The organism is Sphingomonas sp. (assembly GCF_036402235.1).
Classification (GTDB): domain Bacteria; phylum Pseudomonadota; class Alphaproteobacteria; order Sphingomonadales; family Sphingomonadaceae; genus Sphingomonas.
Window position 1 is genome coordinate 1 of sequence record NZ_DASWTG010000041.1, and the last position, 21417, is coordinate 21417.

Annotated in this window: 23 protein-coding genes and 1 pseudogene; 9 read left to right on the top strand and 15 right to left on the bottom strand. The window is 68.1% G+C overall.

Annotated features, from left to right (window positions below; translation table 11 throughout):
• Positions 1-463 (bottom strand): annotated as a pseudogene (locus VGD28_RS07985) (hypothetical protein); the annotation flags it as partial.
• Between the two features lie 87 nt (positions 464-550).
• Positions 551-1804: a S8 family serine peptidase gene (locus tag VGD28_RS07990; protein ID WP_331027807.1), complete on the bottom strand. Its 1254-nt coding sequence runs from the start codon at positions 1802-1804 to the stop codon at positions 551-553.
• A 95-nt stretch (positions 1805-1899) separates the two neighbouring features.
• Here VGD28_RS07990 and VGD28_RS07995 point away from each other — a divergent pair, with 95 nt between their 5' ends.
• Together VGD28_RS07995 and VGD28_RS08000 are read left to right on the top strand one after the other, a co-directional pair.
• Entirely contained in the window at positions 1900-2382 is a 483-nt protein-coding gene (locus tag VGD28_RS07995; RefSeq protein WP_331027808.1) for an RNA polymerase sigma factor, read from the top strand.
• Positions 2379-3077, top strand: coding sequence for an anti-sigma factor (locus VGD28_RS08000; protein ID WP_331027809.1), 699 nt, complete (start codon positions 2379-2381; stop codon positions 3075-3077). The genes VGD28_RS07995 and VGD28_RS08000 overlap by 4 nt, the downstream gene beginning before the upstream one ends.
• A gap of 18 nt (positions 3078-3095) precedes the next feature.
• On the opposite strand, the gene VGD28_RS08005 is transcribed toward VGD28_RS08000, so the two are convergent.
• On the bottom strand, positions 3096-5081 hold the full coding sequence (locus VGD28_RS08005; protein ID WP_331027810.1) for a right-handed parallel beta-helix repeat-containing protein: 1986 nt from the start codon (positions 5079-5081) through the stop codon (positions 3096-3098).
• 23 nt (positions 5082-5104) lie between these two features.
• On the bottom strand, positions 5105-5833 hold the full coding sequence (locus VGD28_RS08010) for an SDR family oxidoreductase (RefSeq protein WP_331027811.1): 729 nt from the start codon (positions 5831-5833) through the stop codon (positions 5105-5107).
• Positions 5834-5893: 60 nt separating this feature from the next.
• On the opposite strand from VGD28_RS08010, the gene VGD28_RS08015 reads away from it, so the two are divergent.
• Both VGD28_RS08015 and VGD28_RS08020 read left to right on the top strand, forming a co-directional pair.
• Positions 5894-7510, top strand: coding sequence for a rhamnogalacturonidase (locus VGD28_RS08015; protein ID WP_331027812.1), 1617 nt, complete (start codon positions 5894-5896; stop codon positions 7508-7510).
• On the top strand, positions 7507-8517 hold the full coding sequence (locus VGD28_RS08020) for an aldo/keto reductase (RefSeq protein WP_331027813.1): 1011 nt from the start codon (positions 7507-7509) through the stop codon (positions 8515-8517). Before VGD28_RS08015 ends, VGD28_RS08020 begins: the two co-directional genes overlap by 4 nt.
• Positions 8518-8660: 143 nt before the next feature.
• On the opposite strand, the gene VGD28_RS08025 is transcribed toward VGD28_RS08020, so the two are convergent.
• The 3 genes from VGD28_RS08025 to VGD28_RS08035 all read right to left on the bottom strand — a co-directional run bounded on the left by VGD28_RS08025 (position 8661) and on the right by VGD28_RS08035 (position 10159).
• A complete protein-coding gene (locus VGD28_RS08025; protein WP_331027814.1) occupies positions 8661-9158 on the bottom strand; it encodes a DNA starvation/stationary phase protection protein in 498 nt (165 codons plus the stop codon).
• Between the two features lie 98 nt (positions 9159-9256).
• On the bottom strand, positions 9257-9823 hold the full coding sequence (locus tag VGD28_RS08030; RefSeq protein WP_331027815.1) for a TMEM165/GDT1 family protein: 567 nt from the start codon (positions 9821-9823) through the stop codon (positions 9257-9259).
• Between the two features lie 18 nt (positions 9824-9841).
• Positions 9842-10159 (bottom strand): hypothetical protein, encoded by a 318-nt coding sequence (locus VGD28_RS08035; protein WP_331027816.1) that lies wholly within the window; start codon positions 10157-10159, stop codon positions 9842-9844.
• Positions 10160-10349: 190 nt separating this feature from the next.
• On the opposite strand from VGD28_RS08035, the gene rpmG reads away from it, so the two are divergent.
• On the top strand, positions 10350-10517 hold the full coding sequence (gene rpmG / locus VGD28_RS08040) for a 50S ribosomal protein L33 (protein ID WP_066571778.1): 168 nt from the start codon (positions 10350-10352) through the stop codon (positions 10515-10517).
• Positions 10518-10628: 111 nt separating this feature from the next.
• On the opposite strand, the gene VGD28_RS08045 is transcribed toward rpmG, so the two are convergent.
• The gene (locus VGD28_RS08045) at positions 10629-10991 is read right to left on the bottom strand and encodes a response regulator (RefSeq protein ID WP_331027866.1); all 363 of its coding nucleotides are present in this window, start codon (positions 10989-10991) and stop codon (positions 10629-10631) included.
• Positions 10992-11032: 41 nt separating this feature from the next.
• Here VGD28_RS08045 and VGD28_RS08050 point away from each other — a divergent pair, with 41 nt between their 5' ends.
• The 4 genes from VGD28_RS08050 (at position 11033) to VGD28_RS08065 (ending at position 13470) form a co-directional block, all read left to right on the top strand.
• Entirely contained in the window at positions 11033-11305 is a 273-nt protein-coding gene (locus tag VGD28_RS08050; protein WP_331027817.1) for a DUF3572 family protein, read from the top strand.
• Entirely contained in the window at positions 11302-11949 is a 648-nt protein-coding gene (locus VGD28_RS08055; protein ID WP_331027818.1) for an HAD family hydrolase, read from the top strand. Before VGD28_RS08050 ends, VGD28_RS08055 begins: the two co-directional genes overlap by 4 nt.
• A complete protein-coding gene (locus VGD28_RS08060; RefSeq protein ID WP_331027819.1) occupies positions 11946-12404 on the top strand; it encodes a RidA family protein in 459 nt (152 codons plus the stop codon). Before VGD28_RS08055 ends, VGD28_RS08060 begins: the two co-directional genes overlap by 4 nt.
• Before the next feature lie 217 nt (positions 12405-12621).
• Positions 12622-13470, top strand: coding sequence for a TorF family putative porin (locus VGD28_RS08065; RefSeq protein ID WP_331027820.1), 849 nt, complete (start codon positions 12622-12624; stop codon positions 13468-13470).
• A 76-nt stretch (positions 13471-13546) separates the two neighbouring features.
• Here VGD28_RS08065 and VGD28_RS08070 read toward each other — a convergent pair whose 3' ends face one another.
• The 7 genes from VGD28_RS08070 to VGD28_RS08100 all read right to left on the bottom strand — a co-directional run bounded on the left by VGD28_RS08070 (position 13547) and on the right by VGD28_RS08100 (position 21381).
• Entirely contained in the window at positions 13547-14017 is a 471-nt protein-coding gene (locus VGD28_RS08070) for a DUF3035 domain-containing protein (protein ID WP_331027821.1), read from the bottom strand.
• On the bottom strand, positions 14010-14549 hold the full coding sequence (gene lspA, locus VGD28_RS08075) for a signal peptidase II (RefSeq protein ID WP_331027822.1): 540 nt from the start codon (positions 14547-14549) through the stop codon (positions 14010-14012). The genes VGD28_RS08070 and lspA overlap by 8 nt, the downstream gene beginning before the upstream one ends.
• Before the next feature lie 10 nt (positions 14550-14559).
• Positions 14560-17673, bottom strand: coding sequence for an isoleucine--tRNA ligase (locus VGD28_RS08080; RefSeq protein WP_331027823.1), 3114 nt, complete (start codon positions 17671-17673; stop codon positions 14560-14562).
• 179 nt (positions 17674-17852) lie between these two features.
• Positions 17853-18791 (bottom strand): bifunctional riboflavin kinase/FAD synthetase, encoded by a 939-nt coding sequence (locus VGD28_RS08085; RefSeq protein WP_331027824.1) that lies wholly within the window; start codon positions 18789-18791, stop codon positions 17853-17855.
• 37 nt (positions 18792-18828) lie between these two features.
• On the bottom strand, positions 18829-20001 hold the full coding sequence (locus VGD28_RS08090) for a dipeptidase (protein WP_331027825.1): 1173 nt from the start codon (positions 19999-20001) through the stop codon (positions 18829-18831).
• Positions 20002-20113: 112 nt separating this feature from the next.
• The gene (locus VGD28_RS08095) at positions 20114-20590 is read right to left on the bottom strand and encodes a dihydrofolate reductase (protein WP_331027867.1); all 477 of its coding nucleotides are present in this window, start codon (positions 20588-20590) and stop codon (positions 20114-20116) included.
• Positions 20587-21381, bottom strand: a complete 795-nt coding sequence (locus VGD28_RS08100) for a thymidylate synthase (protein ID WP_331027826.1) — start codon at positions 21379-21381, stop codon at positions 20587-20589. Before VGD28_RS08100 ends, VGD28_RS08095 begins: the two co-directional genes overlap by 4 nt.
• Positions 21382-21417: the final 36 nt, after the last annotated feature.

Here is a 21417-nt window from a genome sequence, read left to right on the forward strand (position 1 = left end):
GGAGGTCATCGGTGCCGATCAGGTCGGCGGATGCCCCGCCCGACGCGCTGCCCGATGCCGCGCCGCTGCCCGACAGCCCGGCGCGACGGCCGAGCGCGCTGGTCTGGTTGTCGAGCGTGCCGCCGATGCTGCCATCGGCCCGGCCGCTCGCGCTTGCCTTGCCGCTGCGGCGGTCGATGCTGCGGTCGACCTCGGCCGATCCGCGGGCGCGCTTGGCGGCGCGGGTGGTGGATTCGACGGGTGCGTCGAGCCGGTCGAGCGGTACGCGCTCCAGCGGGCGGCTGATCGGGCGATCGAGCATGCTCCCGCCAGGTCGGCTGAGCGTGCCGCCCAGCGTGCCGCCGATCTGACCGCCGAGGCCGCCGGTCAGGCCGCCGCCATTGCCGCCCAGCAGCTGAGCCGAAGCGGGCGCCGAAAGGGTGAGGGCCGCGACCGCGGCGGCCGAAAGGAACAGGGTTTTCATCGCTTCCTCCATCGTCCGCGCGCCGGGCTTTGCGGCGCGCTTCACATGGGGAACGGATGCGGCTGCGGGTTTAATCCGAAGAAAGTTTCAGCGCGGGCGGGTGGCGCAATCGCCGCAGATCAGCCCTCGACCGAACTGCTTGTCGGCGCCGCGCTTGCCGAGATCCTTCGCCTCGCCGTCGAGCCTGCGGATCGCCGCGTCGATCCCGCCGCTGCCGAGATGCGCCGAAAGCCGTGCCGCGACGAAGGGCGCGGCATAGGAGGTGCCGCGCACTCGCCGCGCCCGTCCGCCCGCATCCGCCGCCAGCAGGTCCGCGCCCGGCGCGGCATAGTCGATCTTGAGCGCACGACCCGCCTCGATCAGCGGGCGCCCGCGGGCATCCACGCCCGTAACGGCGATCGCCTGCGGGTAGGACGCGGGGTAAGCGGGCGGGGCGGCGGGACCGTCATTGCCCACCGCCGCGACCACTATCGTCCCCAGCCGCCGTGCCGCGGCGACCACCCGCGCGAGCAGCGCGTTGGGCGGGCCCGTCAGGCTGACCACCACCACCGGGACTTTCTGGCGCACCATCCAGGCGACCGCCTGGCCGATCGCCGCAGCGTTGCCGCCCGCCGGATCGGTGCCATAGATATCGGCGACAAGGAGCTGCGTTCCCGGCGCGCTCGCGCGGATGCCACTTCCTCCTGCAAGCAGCGAGGCGATCGCCGCGGCGTGATCGTTCGCGCGCGGCGCGCCAGCGGCGAATCCCTGTTGCGCGGCAAGCGCCGCCGTCCCCGCGCGCACGCCGCCGTCGATGATCCCGATCCGCCCCGCCGCGCTCGCCTGTGGCGGAGCCGCCGCGGATGTGGCTGGCATCGTTGCGCCGCCGCTTGCGAAATACAGCGGATCGGCGCTGACCTCGCGCCCGCCCGCCACCTTGCGCAGTTCGCGCAGTGCCCGCCCGATCGCCATGCCGCGCGGCGTCTCGAACCGCGCATAGGCGATGCCCAGCTCGTCCAGCTCGACGCGCTCGATCAACCGGAATCCCCGCCCCGCTGCCGAGTCGATCACCGGGCGATCAGCATCGAGCATCACCAGCTCGCGTGCGCGGACTGCATTGCCCTCGGGATCGAGCGTGATGCGGTCGGGATGGCGGCGGACCAGCGCGCGCGTCCGCTCGACCTGCGCTCGGGCCAGCGATTGCGCGTCGTCGAGCGCGCGGTCGAGATCGCCGATCCCGCCCCTCACGCGATCCACCGCACCGCCGAGCGGGGGCACCGAAGGCAATTGCGGCAGCAGCTGCGCGCTCCCCGGCAATGCGAGGAGCAGCAACCCTCCGGTGACGATCCGTGCCAGCCACATGCCCTGCATCCTAGACTTGCGAATTTTCCGCGTCATGCTGGATGAAACGTGCGGCGGCATCCGTTTCATCCCGGCAAGCGAAAAGGCTTCACGGATTGCGCTTTGAGGACGAATTGCTGGGCCATCTGCCGCGGTTGCGCCGCTTCGCGCATGCGCTCGCCCGCAGCGCGGCGGATGCCGACGACCTGCTTCAGGCATCGGTCGAGCGCGCGCTTCTCAAACGCGACCAGTGGGAGCCGGGAACGCGACTGGATAACTGGATGTACCGACTGATGCGCAACCTCTGGATCGACACCGTCCGCGCCGAAACCCGCCGCGGCGAGACCTTCGTCCCCCCCGAAGCCGGGGAACGCGTCGGCGCCGCGGGCGAACAGGAAATGGCGGTCGAGCTGGGCAAGGTCGCCCAGGCGATGCGTACCCTGCCCCCCGAGCAGCGCGAGGCGGTGGCACTCGTGGTGATCGAGGGCTTTGCGTACAAGGAGGCCGCCGCGATCCTCGACATCCCGATGGGCACGCTCACCTCGCGCCTGGTGCGCGGGCGGGAGGCGTTGATGGCACGGCTGGGAGAAGCGGCATGACGATCGGTCCCGAAATGCTGATGGCCTATGCCGATGGCGAGCTGGACCCGATCGCGGCCAGGCGCGTCGAGACGGCGATCGCCGCCGACCCCGCGCTCGCCGCTCAGGTCGAGCAGCATCGCAAGCTCACCGCATCGCTCCGCGCTGCGTTCGAGCCGGTCGCCGCCGCATCCGTCCCGTCTTCGGTAGAGGCCATGCTGAGCGCGTCCGCCAAGGTCGTCCCGCTCGCTCCCAGGCCGGCCCGCCGCGAGCGCCCCTTCTGGATGGGTGCGGTCGCCGCGAGCCTGGTCGCGGGACTTCTCGCGGGGCCGCTCGTCCTCCCGCGCGATCCCGGCGGCGTCGCGATGCGCGACGGGACCGCGATCGCGAGCGGCGAGGTCGCGAAGGCGCTCGCCACCCAGCTCGCATCGGCGCAGGCGCCCGATGCGCCGGTGCGCGTCGGTGTCACCTTCCGCGACGGCGCGCAACGCTGGTGCAGGACCTTCGAATCCGGCGCGACCGGCGGCATCGCCTGCGCGCAGGGCGAGGACTGGCGGATCGAGCGGCTCTATGGCGGCGTGTCGCAGCGGGACGCGGCCTATCGGCAGGCCGGTTCCCCCGCCGCGGCGATGATGGCCGATGCGCAGGCGATGATGGCCGGCGACCCGCTCGACGCCGCCGCCGAGAAGGCCGCGCGTGATGCGGACTGGAAGTAAAGCCGCTCCTCGCGAGAACTAATCCCGCGGGCCCGCCGCCTCGATCACCTTGCGCGCCTCGGCCGGCCAGTCGCGGTCGGGGACGAGGAAGTTGCCGCGCGCGTCGTTGCCGATCTCAGGCAACCAGCGCCCGCCGGTCGACATCGAATTGTGCCAGTTTCCCGAGGCGCGGTTGTCGGTCGAGATCTTGCGGCGGTACATCTTGCCGGCGGTGTTGATGTTGAGCCACTTGCCGCCGGTCTCGACGACGTTGCCGGTCACGGTGAAGTGCTTGCTGCCCTCGTCGAGATAGATGCCGATGCGGTTCGAGATGTCGAAGATGTGGTTGTTGCGGATCACCGAATTGGGGTTGGCCGAGAGGTTGTAGATCGCCCCGCCATCCTCGTACCACAGCTTCACGCCATGGATGCGGTTGCCCTCGACCAGGGTGTTCTTGAGCGTGGTCGGCGTCGTGAACTTGGGGTTGTGGACATAGCCCTTCTGGTTCTCGTCGTAATTCGGGTTGCCGCCCGCGTCGTTATAGCCCCAGCCCCAGCCGACCGCGATCGCATCGTATGGCGCGTCCGAGATGTCGTTGTGGCGGATCGTCGCGCCGTCGATGTACGTCGTCAGGATCGCGGCATTGTCCTTATAGTCCTGGCTGACGGTGACGACCGTGTTGTCCTCGATCACGAGGTTGCGGTTGATCAGGTTGGGGTCGGTCGGGTGATGCGCGTCGGTGCGCACCCCGCCCGCCATGATCGCGCCGCCGGCGAGGACCGAGAAGCGGTTGCGCGATACGCGGATGCCGTCGGTCGCTAAACCCACGCCAGTCAGATGCGCCACCGGCTCGTTGCCGATGCCGAGCGCGATCTGGCCGAGCTGGGTGAAGTGGTTGCCCTCGAACGTCACGTCGCGCGCTGCCGAAACCTGCACCGCGGCGGGCATCTGGTGCCATTTGAGGCGCATCGATTCGAACTCGACGCAGCCCCAGCCGCACTTCTCCCACGCGTCCTTCGGCCGGATCGGCGAGACGTCGCTCAAATAGGCGCCGCTCTGCTGGTTGGCGTAGCCGGTCGGCTTGCTCGGCCCCATCCACGACGTGTGGGCGAAGGTGAGCCCGCGGAAGGCGAGGCGCTCGACCGGCGCCGCGGGGGTGCCGCTGATCGACACTAGGGTCTCCAGCGTGGGGACGACCACCTTCAAATCCTTGATATCCTCGTCGATCCCGGTGCGCAGGTAGAGCTTGCCCGCCTCAGGGTCGATCACCCATTGGTGATAGCGCGCATGCCAGTCGTTGGTCTTGCCGATGAACTCCAGCGCATTGACCAGGAACAGCCGCGAATCATCGGGGAAGATCGGCTTGGTGACCGTGTCATAGCCCCAGCTGTTGTTGTCCCAGGCGGGCTGCTGCATCGTCACGGTGGTGCCGCTGATCGACTTCACCGGCGAATAGCGATCGGTGAAGAAGCCGGTCGCCTCCAGCTCCAGCCGGTCCGGGCGGGCGAGCTTGCCGATATAGGCGTATTTCGGGTTGGTGATCTCGAAGCCGTTCGCGCTGAACTTGACGTCGGAGGCCTTGAGCTCGACCCAGGGCCGCTCTGCGGTGGTGCCGTTGACCCAGATCTGGCGCGTGTCGAGCCCCTTGGGGGTCGCGGCGACATAGATGCGGCGCTCTTCGTTGTATGAGGCGAAGCCCGTGACCTCGATGCCCGAGGAGATGACCGGCTTGGCGCCGTCCGCGGCGCGCCACTCGACGCTCTTGCCGTTGAGGCCGCCATCGACGCGGCGGAACACCAAAGGCTTGGTGAGCTTGTAGGTGCCGTCGGCGAGGATGACCGTAACGTCATCCTTGGCATTGCTCGCACGCACCAGCGCCTGCGCGCGTTCGAGGCTGCGGACCGGCTTCGCCTCGGTCCCCGGATTGCGGTCGTTGCCCCCAGGCGCGACATGCACCGTCACCTGCGCCAGTGCGGTCGAAGCGGAAAGTAGCGCGGCGGCCAGCGCCAGCGTCCGTGCAATCATCGGGAACCTCTCCTGTCTTTTTTTCAGTTCACCCAGCCGCCGTCGATCACATTGACCGTGCCGGTGGTGAAGGCGCTCTCGTCGCTGGCGAGGTAGACGGCCAGCGCCGCCAGCTCGCTCGTCCGGCCGAACCGGCCCATCGCCTGGCGCGCGGTGAACTCGGCATAGGCTTTCTCGAAATCGCCGGTATCGTGCAGGCGCTGGATCAGCGAGGGCGTCTCGACCGTGCCCGGGCAGATCGCGTTGCAGCGGATGCCCTGGGTCACATAGTCGATCGCGACCGACTTGGTGAGGCCGATCACCGCCGCCTTGGTCGCGCCATAGGCGAAGCGGTTGGGCACCGCCTTGATGCTCGAGCAGACCGACGACATGTTGATGATCGAGCCGCCACCGCGCGCGATCATGTTGGGCAGCACCGCCCGGATCATCCGGTACTGTGCCGTCACGTTGAGCGACTGGGAGAAATCCCACGCATCCTCGTCGCAATCGAGGATCGTGCCGGCATGGACGAAGCCCGCGCAATTGTAGAGGACGTTCAGCTCGGGAAATTCGGCGGCGATCGCCTGCACGGCCTCCTTGCTGGTCACGTCGAGCTGGCGCGTCTCCGCGCCCTGGAGCCCGTCTAGCGCCTCGGCGCGGACGTCGGTGGCGATCACCCGTGCGCCTTCGCGCACGAACGCTTCGACGGTGGCCCGGCCGATGCCCTGGCCCGCTGCGGTCACCAGTGCGATCTTGCCTTCGAGACGGCCCATAAACTCTCCAATGGGTAGATTGCGGCGTGGACAATGCCCTCTGTATTCGTATGATGAATTATGTTTGAGCATCATGCAAGCATCGATCGCCGCTCGACCCTCGGGCTGCTGGCCCTCATCTTCGGCACGCCCGCCGCGGCGCAGGTCGCCCTCGACGGCCATGGCGTGGAGGACATCCGAAAGCACGGCGCGCGGGGCGACGGGCGCGCGATCGACAGCCCGGCGATCAACCGCGCGGTGCAGGCGGCGGCGAAGCGCGGCGGGGGCGTGGTGCTGGTGCCGCCGGGCCGGTATCTCAGCTTCTCGATCCGGCTGCTCGACAATGTCACGCTGGTGCTGTCCGCCGGCGCGGTGATCGAGGCGGCGAACCCCGACATCCACGGCCGCAACTACGATCCCCCCGAAAATTATCTGGAGGAGCAGTTCCAGGATTTCGGGATCACCCATGTCCACAACAGCCTGATCTATGCCGATGGCGCGTCGAACATCGGCGTGGTCGGCCCGGGCATGCTCCACGGCCTGGGCCTCGACCGCGAGGGGCCGGGGGATCATTGGTGGCAGCGCGCGCACTGGCGCTCGTCCAAGGCGCTGGGCATCACGCCGAAGGAACAGATGCTGCGCGATCTCAAGGAGGCGGCGCAGGTCGGGCGCGCGAACAAGACGGTCGGCCTGATGAACTGCCGCAACGTGCGGCTTCAGGATTTCACCATCCTCCAGGCCGGGCATTTCGGCATCATCGCGCATGGCTGCACCAACATGGGCGTCGAGGGCATCGTCATCGACACCGACCGCGACGGGATCGATATCGACTGCTGCCGCGACGTGCGCGTCGTCAACTGCACCGTCAACGCGCCCAAGGACGATGCGATCGTGCTCAAGAGCAGCGGCGCGCTGGGCCGCAAGGTGGTGTGCGAGGACATCCTGGTCCAGGGCTGCAAGACCAGCGGCTATCTGATGGGTTCGCTGCTCGACGGCACTTACCGCCTGTCCGATTACGGCTCGCCCGACGGCAATGGCGTACTCGGACGGATCAAGATGGGGACCGAGACGATCGGCGGCTTCCGCAACGTGCGCATCGCCGATTGCATCTGCACCAACAGCCGCGGCATCCTGATCGGCATCGTCGACGGGGGCACGATGGAGGATGTGTCGGTGAGCGGGATCACCTTGCGCGATCCGGTCAACCACCCGCTGTTCGTTCACCACGGCGCCCGCATGCGCGCGCCCAAGGGCACGCCGGTCGGCAAGATCCGCCGCATCCGCTTCGAGGACGTGCAGGTCTCTGGCGGCGACTGGCGCGAGCCGTGCGGCGTCGAGGGCTTCGCCGACGGCCCGATCGAGGACGTGACCTTCCATGGCGTCGAGGTGCACTCGCCGGGCGGCGGCACCGCGGCCGATGCGGCGCGCGAGCCCGAATATCGCCGCGAGACCAGCCTCGAGGTGAGCTACCTCAAGACGCTGCCCGCCTCCGGCTTCTGGGCGCGGCATGCCAGGCGCCTGACGATCAAGGACTGCCGCTTCAGCGTCGAGAAGCCTGATGCGCGGCCGACGGTGGCGCTGCGCAATGTCGAGGGCGCGATCATCGACGGGCTGGTCTCCGACAAGCCGCGCGAGAGCGCGGTGTCGGCCAAGGACAGCAGCGGGATCGCGACCGGCGACGTGCGGACGTTCGCATGATCGAGCGCCTAACGAATTTGGGCGATCTCGCCTTCGGCGCGGCGTCGATCGGCAACCTCTATCGCGCAGTGCCTGAGGATCAGGCGCGCGAGGTCGTGGCGCGCGCGTGGAACGCCGGCATCCGCTATTTCGACACCGCGCCGCATTACGGCTTCGGCCTCAGCGAGAAGCGGCTGGGCGCGGCGCTGGCAGAGCTCGATCCCGGGCAGAGCGCGATCGTCTCGACCAAGGTCGGGCGGCGGCTCGATCCGCGGCCCGACGCCGATCTGTCGGCGGTGCGCCAGGCGTTCGTCTCGCCTGAGCCGTACGAGAGCATGTTCGACTACAGCTACGGCGCGGTGATGCGCTCGTACGAGGGCAGCCTCGCACGGCTGCGGCGCGACCGCATCGACATCCTCTATGCGCACGACATCGGCAGCTTCGCGCATGGCGATGCGCATCCCCGGCTGTTCCGCGAGTTCCTCGACGGCGGCTATCGCGCGATGCGCGAGCTGCGCGACTCCGGGGCGGTCGGCGCGATCGGGCTGGGGGTCAACGAGACCGCGGTGTGCGTCGAGATGCTGGGCGAAGGCGAGGTCGACCTGATCATGCTCGCCGGGCGCTATACGCTGCTCGAGCAGGACCCGCTCGACGACCTGCTGCCGCTCTGCGCCGAGCGCGGGGTGCGGCTGGTGATCGCGGGGCCGTACAACTCGGGCATCCTCGCCAAGGGCGTGCGCCATGGCGGGGCGATCCCCAACTTCAACTACGAGCCCGCCCCGGCGGAGATCGTCGCGCGGGTGGGGGCGATCGAGGATCTCTGCGCACGCCACGGCGTGCCGCTCGCCGCCGCCGCGCTGCAATTCCCGCTCGCGCATCCGCAGGTGGCGTCGGTGGTGCCGGGCATGGGCTCGGTCCGGCAGGTCGAGGATGCGCTGGCGCTGATGGCGCAGCCGATCCCGGCGGACTTGTGGGCGGAGCTCAAGGAGGCAGGGCTGATCCGCCGGGACGCGCCCACGCCCCGCTAACTCCATTCCTCCCCGGAGGGGGAGGGGGACCAGCGAAGCTGGTGGAGGGGTAGCTCACCACTGGCGTCACCACTGGTGGAGAATACCCCTCCGTCACCGCTGCGCGGTGCCACCTCCCCCTCCGGGGGAGGAGTTATCGTGCATCACCCCTTCCGGCTGGCCTCGAACAGGAACCAGGCGCGCTCCTCGGCCTGATCGGTCCATTCGTCGAGGATGCCGCTCGTGGCATTGTCCTTGGCCTCGTCGACGATCTCCTTGGCCTCGCGCAGCAGCGCGATCAGCTTGAGATTGTCCTCGCGCAGCTCGGCGAGCATCGCCTCGGGCGCGACGAAATCCTTGTCATTGTCCTCGATCGTCTGATGGCGCGAGATGTCGCCGACCGAGCGCAGCGTGGCATTGCCGGTCTTGCGCACGCGCTCCGCGATCACGTCGGTGCTGGCGAGGATCTGCGCCGCCTGGTCGTCGAGCATCAGGTGATAGTCGCGGAAATGCGGGCCGGAGACGTGCCAGTGGAAATTCTTGGTCTTGAAGTACAGCGCATAGCTGTCCGCCAGGATGCCGTTCAGCGCTTGCGCCACGGTCTTGGTGTCGTTGCGGTTGAGGTCGGTCGGCGTCTTCAGCGCGGCGTTCGGGTCGGCCATGATTCACTCCTGATCGGTTGAGTCGGCAATGAAACGATCCCTTGCCATATAGGGTCCGCTGCTGCGCTGCGAAAAGGGTGATCAGGGTAATCGAGCGGCTAGATCAGCCGCAAGGCGCCCGCGGCGAGGATCAGGCCGGTGGTGAGGCACAGCAGGCCGAATCCGATGCGGTAGGCGCGGATCGGCAGCTTGCGCCACGCCTTCTCGCCCAGCAGCGCCGCGGCGGTGTTGACCGCCAGCACCGCGATCGTGGCCCCGATCGCCGCCAGCACCGGCGAGGGGCCATGCGCGGCGAAGGCGAAGGTAAGGAATTGCGTCGTATCGCCCGCGGCGAGGATGAAGACGCCGAACAGCGATGTCGCGAAGGCGCCGAGCTTCCAACCGTCGAGCCGCTCGGGGGGCTTCTGTCGCCACAGCGCGCCCATCGACGCGAACAGCAGCGCCAGCGCGACCAGCAGCTGCCGCGCATCGGGCGTGAGCAGCGGCGCGATCAGCGCGCCGCCTATGGCCGCCACGGCATTGCCCGCCGCATGCGCGAGGAAGGCGGCGAGGGCGACGGTGAAGGGCTTGCCGAAGCGGTCGGCCAGGATCGCGACCAGCCAGGGCGAGCGGTCCCCCGCCTGAGCCAGCAGCACGGCGACGAAGGCGGGAACCAGCGAATCCATCAGGCCCGATATACCAGATCAGGCACCAAGGCGGATCGCGCAGGCGGCGGTGAAGGCAGCGGCGGTGCGCGGATCGTCGCGCCCGCAGCTGACGGCATCGCGCAGCAGCGCAAGCCCGTCCGCGATCATCGGCCCGCGCTGCCCTGCGGCGAGCGCCGCTTCGAGCGCGTGCACCACCGGGAGCGCCGGGGTGATGCCGTTGGCGAGCGCGATCCGGCGGATCGCATCGAGGTCGGCGGCAAGCTCCGCAGTTGCGGCTCGCGCCGCGCGCGCGCCGATCGAATCGATTCGCTGGCCAAGCTCGATCGCCAGCACCCGGTTGCGTGCATCGGTCACATGCGGTTCTCCCCCTGCGATCCCGTGAAGGGGACGGTGCGCCTGATATGGTTAACACCGAGCTAATCCGCCGCCAAAGCGACCGCGCGCTTGACATTGCGCGCCTCACGGGGCATGCGCCCACCCCTGACAGCGGCCTGCCAGCGCGCGGCCGCTTTATTCTTTTGAACCAGACTGCAGGATTCGGGCGATGGCCAAGCCGACAACCGTCAAGATCAAGCTCGTCAGCACGGCTGACACCGGCTTCTTCTATGTGACCAAGAAGAACCCGCGCACCCAGACCGAGAAGCTGAGCTTCCGCAAGTATGATCCCGTCGTGCGCAAGCACGTCGAGTTCAAGGAAGCGAAGATCAAGTAATCCGGCCCCCGGCCGGATCGCACTGCCCCGCACGGACGGGGCTGAAGGCCGCGGGCGAATCGCCCGGCGGCCTTTTCCGTTTGAACTCCTCCCCTTCAGGGAGGAGTGACATCACAAAAGCGCCCGCACTTCCTCGACGAAGCGCATCACCGAGATCGGCTTGGTGACATAGGCGTTGGCGCCGGCAGCGCGGATCCGCGCCTCGTCCTCCTGCCCGGCATAGGCGGTGACCGCCATCACCGGGATGCCCTTGAGCGCCGGGTCCCCGCGCATCCGCCCGATGATGTCGAGGCCGGAGATATGCGGCAGCTGGATGTCCATCACCACCAGATCGGGGTTGAACGCGCGCGCGGTCGCCACCGCCTCGCGCCCGTCGCGCACCGGCGAGGTCTCGAAGCCGTGCGCGCGTAGCAGGTCGCAGAAAAGTTTGAGGTTGAGTTCGTTGTCCTCGACAACCAGCACCCTTTTTGCCACGCGCAATCTATCCATCAAAGAGATCGGGCAAGCTCTAGGCGATGCGCGCTGGCGAGACAAATGAGGATGCAACCGCGCTGGCACTCGCCGCGCTCGGCTGGACGGTATCCGACGCCGCACGCGCGCATCGGCTGCTCGACATGACCGGCCTGACACCTGCCGACCTGCGTGCGCGGGCGGGCGAGCCTTCGGTGCTCGCCGCGGTGCTGGGGTTCCTCGAAGCCTATGAGCCCGACCTGGTCGCCTGCGCCGAGGCGATCGGTTCGCGGCCGGCGGCGCTGGTGGCGGCGCGCGAAAGGCTGGAGCGCGCATGAGGCCGTTGCTGATCTGCGATTGCGACGAGGTGCTGCTGCACATGGTGCGGCATTTCAGCGCCTGGCTCGACGAGGCGCACGACGTCGACTTCGACGTGTCGAACCACGACTGGGCCAACGCCATGAGGCGCCGTGACGGCGCCGCGCTGACGGCCGAGGCGATGTGGGGCTATCTCGACGGCTTCTTCCCGGGGCAGATGGCGCGGCAGACCCTGGTGCCGCATGCGCGCGAGGCGCTGGCGGCGCTGGCGGAGGCCGCCGACATCGTCATCCTCACCAATTTGAAGGACCATTGCCGCGAGCACCGCATCGCGCAGCTCGATACGCATGGCATCGTCCATCGCGTGGAGTGCAACCAGGGCGGCAAGGGCCGTCCCGTGGCGCAGCTGGTCGAGGAGCATGGCGCGGGGGTCGCGGTGTTCGTCGACGATCTTGCCCAGCACCACGAATCGGTCGCGCGTGCCGCGCCGCATGTGTTCCGGCTGCACATGGTGTCGGAGCCGCAGATGGCCGCGTTCGTGCCTGCTGCGCCGCACGCCCATGCCCGGATCGACGACTGGCGCGAGGCGCAGCGCTGGATCGCTGCGCGCTTTTCCGCCGGCCAGCCCGCAACCGAACTCGCAACCCTGGGAGATGCTAGATGACTGACGTCCACGCCAAGCTCGCCGAACTCGGCCTGACCCTGCCCGAGGCCGCCGCGCCGGTCGCCGCCTATGTGCCGACCGTGCTGGCGAGCGGGCTGCTCCACATCTCGGGCCAGCTTCCGTTCAAGGACGGGGCGGTGATGACCGGCCGCCTCGGTGAGGATCGCGACGTCGCCTATGGCCAGGAGGCGGCCGAGCGCTGCGGCCTGATGCTCGTCGCGCAGATCGGCAAGGCGCTGGGCGGGTTCGATCGGGTCGAGCGCATCGTCAAGCTCGGTGTCTTCGTCAACTCGGCGCCCGGCTTCACTGAGCAGCCCCAGGTCGGCAACGGCGCGTCGGAGTTGATGGAGAAGCTGTTCGGCGAAGCGGGGCGCCACGCCCGCGCCGCGGTCGGCGTCGCGGCGCTGCCGCGCGGCGCGGCGGTCGAGGTCGACGCGATCGTCGCGGTTCGCTGAGCCGTTTCAACTGTGACAACTCTGTTGCGCCGCCGCCACAGCGGCGGCGCAATGCATGCCGCAGCGCAAAAGGGAATTGTGCGTTGCGGCGGATTGGTGCAGCTTTATCCACATCGGGCAGGACCAGCCATGCCGGGACCTTTCAGGTCTTAGAGCAACATGGCGGACTGGCCGACTGCAGGTTGGGACCGAATCGTGATTCAACGAAAGGGATCCCATGCGTTTCACCAAACTCACGCTCGGCGCGCTGCTGCTCGCCGCCACCGCAACCCCCGCCTTCGCGCAGGAAGAGGCCACCGAAGCGCCTGAGCCGATCACCGTATCGGGCAGCGTGACGCTGGCGTCGGACTATCGCTTCCGCGGCGTCTCACAGACCGACAAGGAAGTCGCGCTGCAGGGCGGCGTCACCATCGCGCACGAAAGCGGCGCCTATATCGGCTTCTGGGGCTCGAACCTCGCCGGCTGGGGCACCTTCCTGGGCGCGAACATGGAGCTGGACGTCATCGCGGGCTACAAATTCCCCGTCGCCGAAGGCGCCACGCTCGATGTCGGCGTGACTTACTACATGTATCCGGGCGGCCTCGACAAAACCGACTTCTTCGAGCCCTATGTCAAGCTGTCGGGCACCGTCGGCCCGGTCACGCTGACCGGTGGCGTCGCCTATGCGCCGAAGCAGGAAGCGCTGGGCCGGGTCTATCCCGATGCCGCTGCGGCCGCGGCGGGCACGCCGAGCTTCCCGGGCGACAAGGAGGACAATATCTATGTGTCGGGCGACGCGGTTCTGGCCGTGCCGAACACGCCGCTCAGCCTGCGCGCGCATCTCGGCTATTCGGACGGCAATGACGGCCTCGGCCCCAACGGCACCAGCCTTGCCCCGACCGGCAAGTATCTGGACTGGGCGCTGGGCGCGGACCTGACCTTCAAGGGCCTGACGCTGGGCGTGTCGTACATCGACACCGACATCAGCGCGGCGGACAGCGCCTATCTGATGCCGAACTTCTCCAAGACCACCGGCGGCGACATCGCAGGGTCGACGGTCGTCGTGTCGCTGACCGCCGCTTTCTGATCGCCGCGGGCAAGGCAAACGAGAAGGGCGCCGGAATCGCTTCCGGCGCCCTTCTTCGTATCGGCTGCTGGGCGGATCAGTTCGGGGTCGGCGTGGGCGTAGGCGCCGGGGCCGGAGCTGCCGGGGTCGCGCCGGTTGCGGCACGCGCGTCGCGGCCGTCGCCCTGCGGGGCGGCGACGATGTCGCGGGTGGTGCTGCCCTTGTCGATCACATTGGTGCCGGGGCTGCCTACGGACGAGCGCACGCCGACATCGGCGGCGCTGTTGCCGCCCGCGGCCTGGATCGCCGCCTGCTCGGATGCGCTGCGCTGGGCCGATCCGCCGAACAGCGCGTCGAGCGCCTGCTGCGACGGGCCGCCCGAATCCTGCGGGCGCGGTGCGCCGGGCTGGGGCGGGCGCAGCGCGAAATCGGGCGGGATCACCAGCGGCGCCTGACGTGCCACGGCGAATTCGTCGGGCCGCTTGCGGTTGAGCATCCCGCCGCTGCCGCAGCTCACGAGCAGCATCGCCGATCCGCCGACGGCGGCGATGAGGACAGACTTACGCATTGGCATTCTCCACAGGGGCGCCGGGTTCATCGGCCTTGGGTTTCTCACGCACGAACAGCGCCCGGATGAGCAGGATCACGACGCCGATGGTAATCGCAGCATCGGCGACATTGAAGACCAAAAAAGGGCGCCATTCGGGATTCCACGGCGTCCACACGTGCAGATCGGCATAATCGACGACATAGCCGAAGCGCACGCGATCGACGATGTTGCCGAGCGCGCCGCCCAGCACCAGCGCCAGCGCGAACAGGTCGCCGCGGTTCTTCTCGCGCAGCATCCACCAGCCGACGCCCGCGGCGATCAGCGCGGTCATCGCGACCAGCGCCCAGCGCATCCATTCGGTCTCCGCCGCCAGCATCCCGAGCGACACGCCGTTGTTGGCGACGAAGCGCAGGTCGAAGAACGGCAGGATCTCCCGGACCGCGCCGGGGTAGGCAATGCCGAGGCCCTCGACCACGAACGCCTTCATCGCCTGATCGGCGACGAAGATCAGCGCGGCCAGCGCGAAGCCAAGCGTACGATTGCGATTCATGAGGCCAACGTCATCCAACTACCTGGGCGCAGCGGTGGCACAGCGCGCCCTCGGCTTCAACCTCCGGCAGCAGCCGCCAGCAACGGCCGCACTTCTCATGGTCCGTGCGCGCGACGGTGACGTCGCCGTCCTGAAGCTTCACATCGGCCACGATGAACACCTCGGCCAGCTCCGCGGCGGGGCGCAGCATCTCGGGCACCGTCACCTCGGCCTCGAGGCTCGACCGGATCGTCTTCTCGCGGCGATAGGGCTCGATCGCCTCGGTCACCTTCTCGCGCAACGCGCGGATGTCGGCCCACTCGGTCGAGATCGCGTCGTCGCCGGGCAGCGCGGGCAGCTCGGGCCATTCGAGGAAATGGACCGACCCGTCCTCGCTCGGATAGCGCGCCTGCCACACTTCCTCGGCGGTGAAGGCGAGGATCGGCGCGGCGTAGCGGACCAGCGCGTGGAACAGCAGGTCGAGCACGGTGCGATAGGCGCGGCGCTTGAGGCTGTCCGGGTCATCGCAATAGAGGCAGTCCTTGCGGATATCGAAGAAGAAGGCCGACAGGTCCTCGTTCATGAAGTCCGACAGGGCGCGGGCGTAGCGGTTGAACTCGAACGCTTCCGCCGCCGCGCGCAGCTCGACGTCGAGCGCGCCGAGCTTGTGGAGGATGTAGAGCTCGAGCTCGGGCATCTTGCCCACCGCGACCTTCTCGGCATCGGTGAAGCCGTCGAGCGCGCCGAGCAGATAGCGGAAGGTGTTGCGGATCTTGCGGTAGGCGTCGCCGGTGCCGGCGAGCACTTCCTTGCCGATGCGGACGTCCTCGAAATAGTCGGTCTGCGCGACCCACAGGCGCAGGATGTCGGCGCCGCTCTCGCCGATGATCTTGAGCGGATCGACGACGTTGCCGAGGCTCTTCGACATCTTGCGGCCCTGCCCGTCGAGCGCGAAGCCATGGGTGAGCACGGCGTCGTACGGCGCGCGGCCGCGCGTGCCGGCGCTTTCCAGCAGCGACGACTGGAACCAGCCGCGATGCTGGTCGGAGCCTTCGAGATAGAGGTTCGCGCGGGTTCCTTCCCCGTAACGCGCCTCGATCACGAAGCTGTGGGTCGAGCCGCTGTCGAACCACACGTCGAGGATGTCGTTGACCACCTCATAGTCTGCGAGCGCATAGTTTGACCCGAGCAGCGCCTGATGGTCCGCGCCGAACCACGCGTCGGCGCCGCCCTGACGGAAGGCGTCGAGGATGCGCGCGTTGACCGCTTCGTCGCGCAGATAGTCGCCGGTCTGGCGGTGGACATAGAGCGGGATCGGCACGCCCCAGGCGCGCTGGCGGCTGATCACCCAGTCCGGACGGCCTTCGACCATCGATCGGATGCGGTTGATCGAACGCTCCGGCACCCACCGCGTCCGCTCGATCGCATCGAGCGCGAGGTGGCGGAGGGTGGGGGAATTGGTCGGGTTGACGATCGGGCCGAAGCCGGCATCGGCGGCGAAGGCGGGGAGTTCGTGGGGGACGGAACCTGCGATTCTTCCCGTCGTCCCAGCTCTTCCCGTCACCCCAGCGAAAGCTGGGGTCTCCTGCGGCTCCTGCCCCGCCCCACGGCCAGAGGCCCCAGCTTCCGCTGGGGCGACGATGTTGTGGCGAGCGCCGTCCATCGGGATGAACCACTGCGGCGTGCAGCGGAAGATGATCTTCGCCTTGGAGCGCCACGAATGCGGATAGCTGTGCGCGAAATCGTCCGACGCGGCGAGCAGCGCGCCGGCTTCACGCAGGTCGGTGCAGATCGGCCCGTCGCTGGCGACGAACTTCTTGTTGATGACCGATCCCTGCCCGCCGAGCCACAGCCAGTCGGGGCGGTAGAAGCCCGCATCGTCGACCGCGAACACCGGATCGATGCCGTGCGCCTTGCACAGCAGGAAATCGTCCTCGCCATGATCGGGCGACATATGGACGAGGCCGGTACCGGCATCGGTGGTGACGAAGTCGCCGGGCAGGAACGGACGCGGCTTGGCGAAGAAGCCGCCGAGATGGTGCATCGGGTGGCGGGCAGCGGCGCCGGCAAGTTGGATGCCCTTGATGGTCAAGGCTGGCGAAGCTGCCTTCGGATCAATCGCATCGTCGAAGAAGAAGCGGATACCCGAATAGCGAGCCGCATCCAAGCCAGCCAACTTAAGCGCACGACTGAGCCGGTCACCAAATGCTTCGATCAACTCATCGGCGATCAAGACTCGGGCGCCTACGGGAAAGCCGATGGTGCGAAGTGCGGCTTCGACCTCTTCAATCGAGACGGCGCCTGCGTCCGTCCCAGACAACCCGACGGCGGTCGGGTCGAGCGTCAAGAGACGGTACTCGACCTCCTCCCCATAGGCGAGCGCCTGGTTCACCGGGATCGTCCACGGCGTGGTCGTCCAGATCACGGCATGCGCGCCGACCAGCTCGGGCGCGTTCGGCGCCTCCGTGATCTCGAACGCGACGTCGATCTGGGTCGAGACGACGTCCTCATATTCGACCTCGGCCTCGGCCAGCGCGGTCTTTTCGACTGGCGACCACATCACCGGCTTGGCGCCGCGATAGAGCTGGCCGCTGGTCGCGAACTTCAGAAGCTCGCCCGCGATCGTCGCCTCGGCGTCGGACTTCATCGTGAGGTACGGATCGTCCCAGTCGCCGATCACGCCGAGCCGCTTGAACTGCTCGCGCTGGATGCCGACCCACTTCTCCGCATAGGCGCGGCATTCGGCGCGGAACTCGGCCGGAGGGACCTCGTCCTTGCTCTGCTTCTTGGCGCGATACTGCTCCTCGATCTTCCACTCGATCGGCAGGCCGTGGCAGTCCCAGCCGGGGACATAGGGCGCGTCCTTGCCCATCAGGCTCTGGCTGCGGACCACGATGTCCTTGAGGATCTTGTTCATGGCGTGCCCCATGTGCAGGTCGCCATTGGCGTAGGGCGGGCCATCGTGAAGGATGAAGCGCTCGCGCCCCTTCCGCTGCTCGCGCAGCCGGTCATAGACGCCGATCTTCGCCCAGCGTTCGAGGATCGCGGGCTCCTTGGCGGCAAGGCCCGCCTTCATCGGGAAGTCGGTCTTCGGCAGGAAGACGGTGTCGCGCCAGTCGCGGGCGGAATCGGTGGTTTCGGTCATTTGGGGGCGGGGATTAGCTTGTGTGGGGCGGCGGGGGAAGAAGATTGGTTCAGCAGGGCGCGGAACGTGCTTGCAATGTTGGATTTCGCCTGCTTGGCTCGTTCGGCGGCATCGCGCCGCCGCTCTTTGAAATTCACCGTCAGGGTTGCCGCGAGCGCGTGAAAACGGCGCTGATAGTGTCAACCAAGTGTATACTTCCGCAGCGCGTTGCGCGCCGCGTCGCAATCGGCGGCGATCTGGGCCTTCAGCGCATCGAGCGAATCGAACTTCGCCTCGTCGCGGAGGTATTCGATCAGCTCGACCTCGATGGTCTGGCCGTAGAGGTCGCCCGAAAAGTCGAAGAAATAGGGCTCGAGCAGCTCGACTGGCGGCTCGATACTCGGGCGGATGCCGAGATTGGCGGCTCCCTCTAGGACGCGACCGTCCGAGAGGCGTCCCCGCACCGCATAGATGCCGTAGCGCGGCCGGAGATAATTGCCGAGCTGGAGGTTGGCGGTGGGATAGCCGAGCTCGCGCCCGAGCTTCGCGCCCGGCTCGACCACGCCCTCGATCGCGAAGGGGCGGGTGAGCAAAGCGGCGGCGTCGCGCGGCTTGCCGGCCTGCAGCGCCTCGCGGATGCGGCTCGATGAGATGACCTCGTCGCCATCCTCGACCGGGGCGACGGTATCGACGCTGAAGCCGAGCTCTTGGCCGAGCGCATGCAGCACGCCGACATCGCCGTCGCGGCCCTTGCCGAAGGTGAAGTCGGCGCCGGTGACGACCCCGCCCGCGCCGATCAGCTCGACGAGGCGCTGCTCGGCAAAGGCGCGCGCTGGCAGCCCGGCGAGCGCGGCGTCGAACCCGAACACCAGCATCGCGTCGGCGCCGGCCTCGCCGAACAGCCGCTGGCGCTGGTCGAGCGTGGTCAGGCGGAAGGAGGGCGTCTGCGGCCGGAAATAGCGCATCGGGTGCGGATCGAAGGTGGCGACGATCGCCGGTCTTCCCTCGGCGCGCGCGCGCTCGACCGCGCGGCCCACCACCGCTTGGTGCCCGCGATGAAATCCGTCGAAATTGCCGAGCGCCACGATCCCGCCGCGCAGATGCGCCGGAACCGCGACCGCTCCGTCCAGCCGCTCCATGCGCGCGCCTATAGAGGTGCCTTCCGCAAGTGCCAACTTACTGTGCAGAAGCGATCCCCGCGCGCAACACGCGAAGCACATTGCCACCCATCACCTTGCGGATTTCCTCAGGCGTGAAGCCGCGATCGACCAGTGCCTGAGTCACGAACACCAGCTGCGCCGTATCGAAGCCGGTGGTGACCGCGCCGTCGAAGTCGGAGCCGAGGCCGACATGGTCGATGCCGACCAGATCGCGGACATGCGCGATCGCGGCGGCGACCTTCTCCGGCTCGGTGCCGCAGATCGCGGCGTCCCAATAGCCGATGCCGATCACCCCGCCGGTCTTCGCGACCCCGCGAATCTCGTCGTCGGAGAGGTTGCGGTTGACCTTGCACACCGCTTGCACCCCGCCATGGCTGGAGACGACGGGGCGTTTGGCCATCGCGAGGATCTCGGCGACCGACTTGTGGCTGGCATGCGCGATGTCGACGACCATGCCGAGTTGTTCCATGCGGCGGATCGTCGCGCGGCCCAGTGGGGTGAGGCCGCCCTTGGCGATGCCGTGCATCGATCCCGCCAGCTCATTGTCGAAGAAGTGGGTGAGGCCCGCCATGCGGAAGCCCGCGGCGTGGAGCCGGTCGAGATTGGCGAGCTTGCCCTCCATGTTCTGCAGGCCCTCGATCGACAGCAGCCCGCCGACCGTCTTGCTGCCCTTCGCGCGAGCGGCGAGCAGCGCGTCGAGATCGGCGGGGGTGCGGATCACGCGCAGCTTGCCCTCCGACGCCGCGGCGGCGCGGCCGAGCTTCTGCGCGTGGAACAGAGAGCGCTCGAGCAAGGACGTCCAGGTGCGCGGCGGCTGGAGCTGCGCCACCGCGAGCATGGTGATGTTGTCGGTGTCGGCGCCGTTGGCGTCGTAATTCTGGTTCTTCGGCGTCTTGGTGACCGAGGAGAAGACCTGGAGGGCGACATTGCCCTCGATCAGCCGCGGCAGGTCGACCTGGCCGCGCTCCGACCGATCGTTAAGGCTGCGCTTCCACAGCAGCGTGTCTTCGTGGAGGTCGGCGATCTGGAGGCTGGCGTGGAGCTTCCGCGTCTCGGGCGTGACGGCGGGAAGCTTGGTCGCGACGACCTTGTTCATGCCGCGCTCGACGATGCCGGGCGCGATCGCGAAGAAAGCGAGCACGGCGACCATCAGCAGGGCGACGAGCCAGAGAATCCATTTCCGCTTCATTGCCGCTCCCCCTGGTCGTCATGCCGGACTCGTTCCGGCATCCACGGTGCCGCGCATCCAGTCGGTGCATGTGTGCGACACGGTGGACCCCGGCACAAGGCCGGGGTGACGATCACGTCAGGCGTTCGAGCGTGACGAAGCTGTGCGCGGGGCGGCCTTCCTCGGCGGGACGATCCTCGCGCGCGGTCTCGCGCCATTCGGGGCCGAAGGGCGGGACGACGGCGTCACCTGCGGGCGACACATGCACCTCGGTCAGCTCGATCCGCTCCGCACGGTCGAGGAACAGCGCGAAGATCTCCGCGCCGCCGATCACCGCGACGTCGCCATCTCCCGCAAGGCGCAGCGCCGCCTCGACCGAGCTCGCCACCTCCGCCCCCTCGCGCTGCCACGACGGATCGCGGGTCAGCACGATGTGGCGGCGGCCGGGCAGCGGCGAGGGAAAGCTCTCGAACGTCTTGCGGCCCATGACCATTGGCTTGCCCATGGTCTGCGCCTTGAAGCGCTTGAGGTCGGCGGGCAGGTGCCAGGGCAGCTTGCCGTCAACCCCGATCACGCCGTTGTCGGCTCGCGCGAGATGGAAGCTGATCAGACCGCGACCTCGGCCTTGATGTGCGGCTGGGCGACATAGTCGTGGAGGACGAAATCCTCATATTCGTAGGCGTCGATCGAGGTCGGCTTGCGCAGGATCTCCAGCCGCGGGAGCGGGCCGGGGGCGCGGGAGAGCTGCAGCTCGGCCTGCTCGAGATGGTTGGAATAGAGGTGGCAGTCGCCGCCGGTCCAGATGAACTCGCCCGGCTCGAGATCGCATTGCTGCGCGAGCATGTGGGTGAGCAACGCGTAGCTGGCGATGTTGAACGGCACGCCGAGGAAGATATCGGCCGAGCGCTGGTAGAGCTGGAGCGAGAGCTTGCCGCCCGCGACATGGCACTGGAACAGGCAATGGCACGGCGCCAGCGCCATCGCGCCCAGCTCACCCGGGTTCCACGCCGACACGATCATGCGGCGCGAGGCGGGATTGGTCTTGAGCTGTTCGATCAGCCCCTTGATCTGATCGATATGGCTGCCGTCGGGCGCCTGCCAGTCGCGCCACTGCTTGCCATAGACCGGACCGAGATCGCCTGCGTCATCGGCCCATTCGTCCCAGATGCTGACCTTGCGCTCCTGCAGCCACTTCACATTGGTGTCGCCGCGCAGGAACCACAGCAGCTCGACGATGATCGAGCGCAGATGCAGCTTCTTGGTGGTGAGGACCGGGAAGCCTTCGGACAGATCGAAGCGCATCTGGTGGCCGAACACGCTGCGCGTGCCGACGCCGGTGCGGTCCATCTGCACCGCGCCATGGGCCAATGCCCGCTCCATGAGATCGAGATACTGCCGCATCGCTTGAGCCTAGCCGAGCGGTGATGCGCCGCCAAG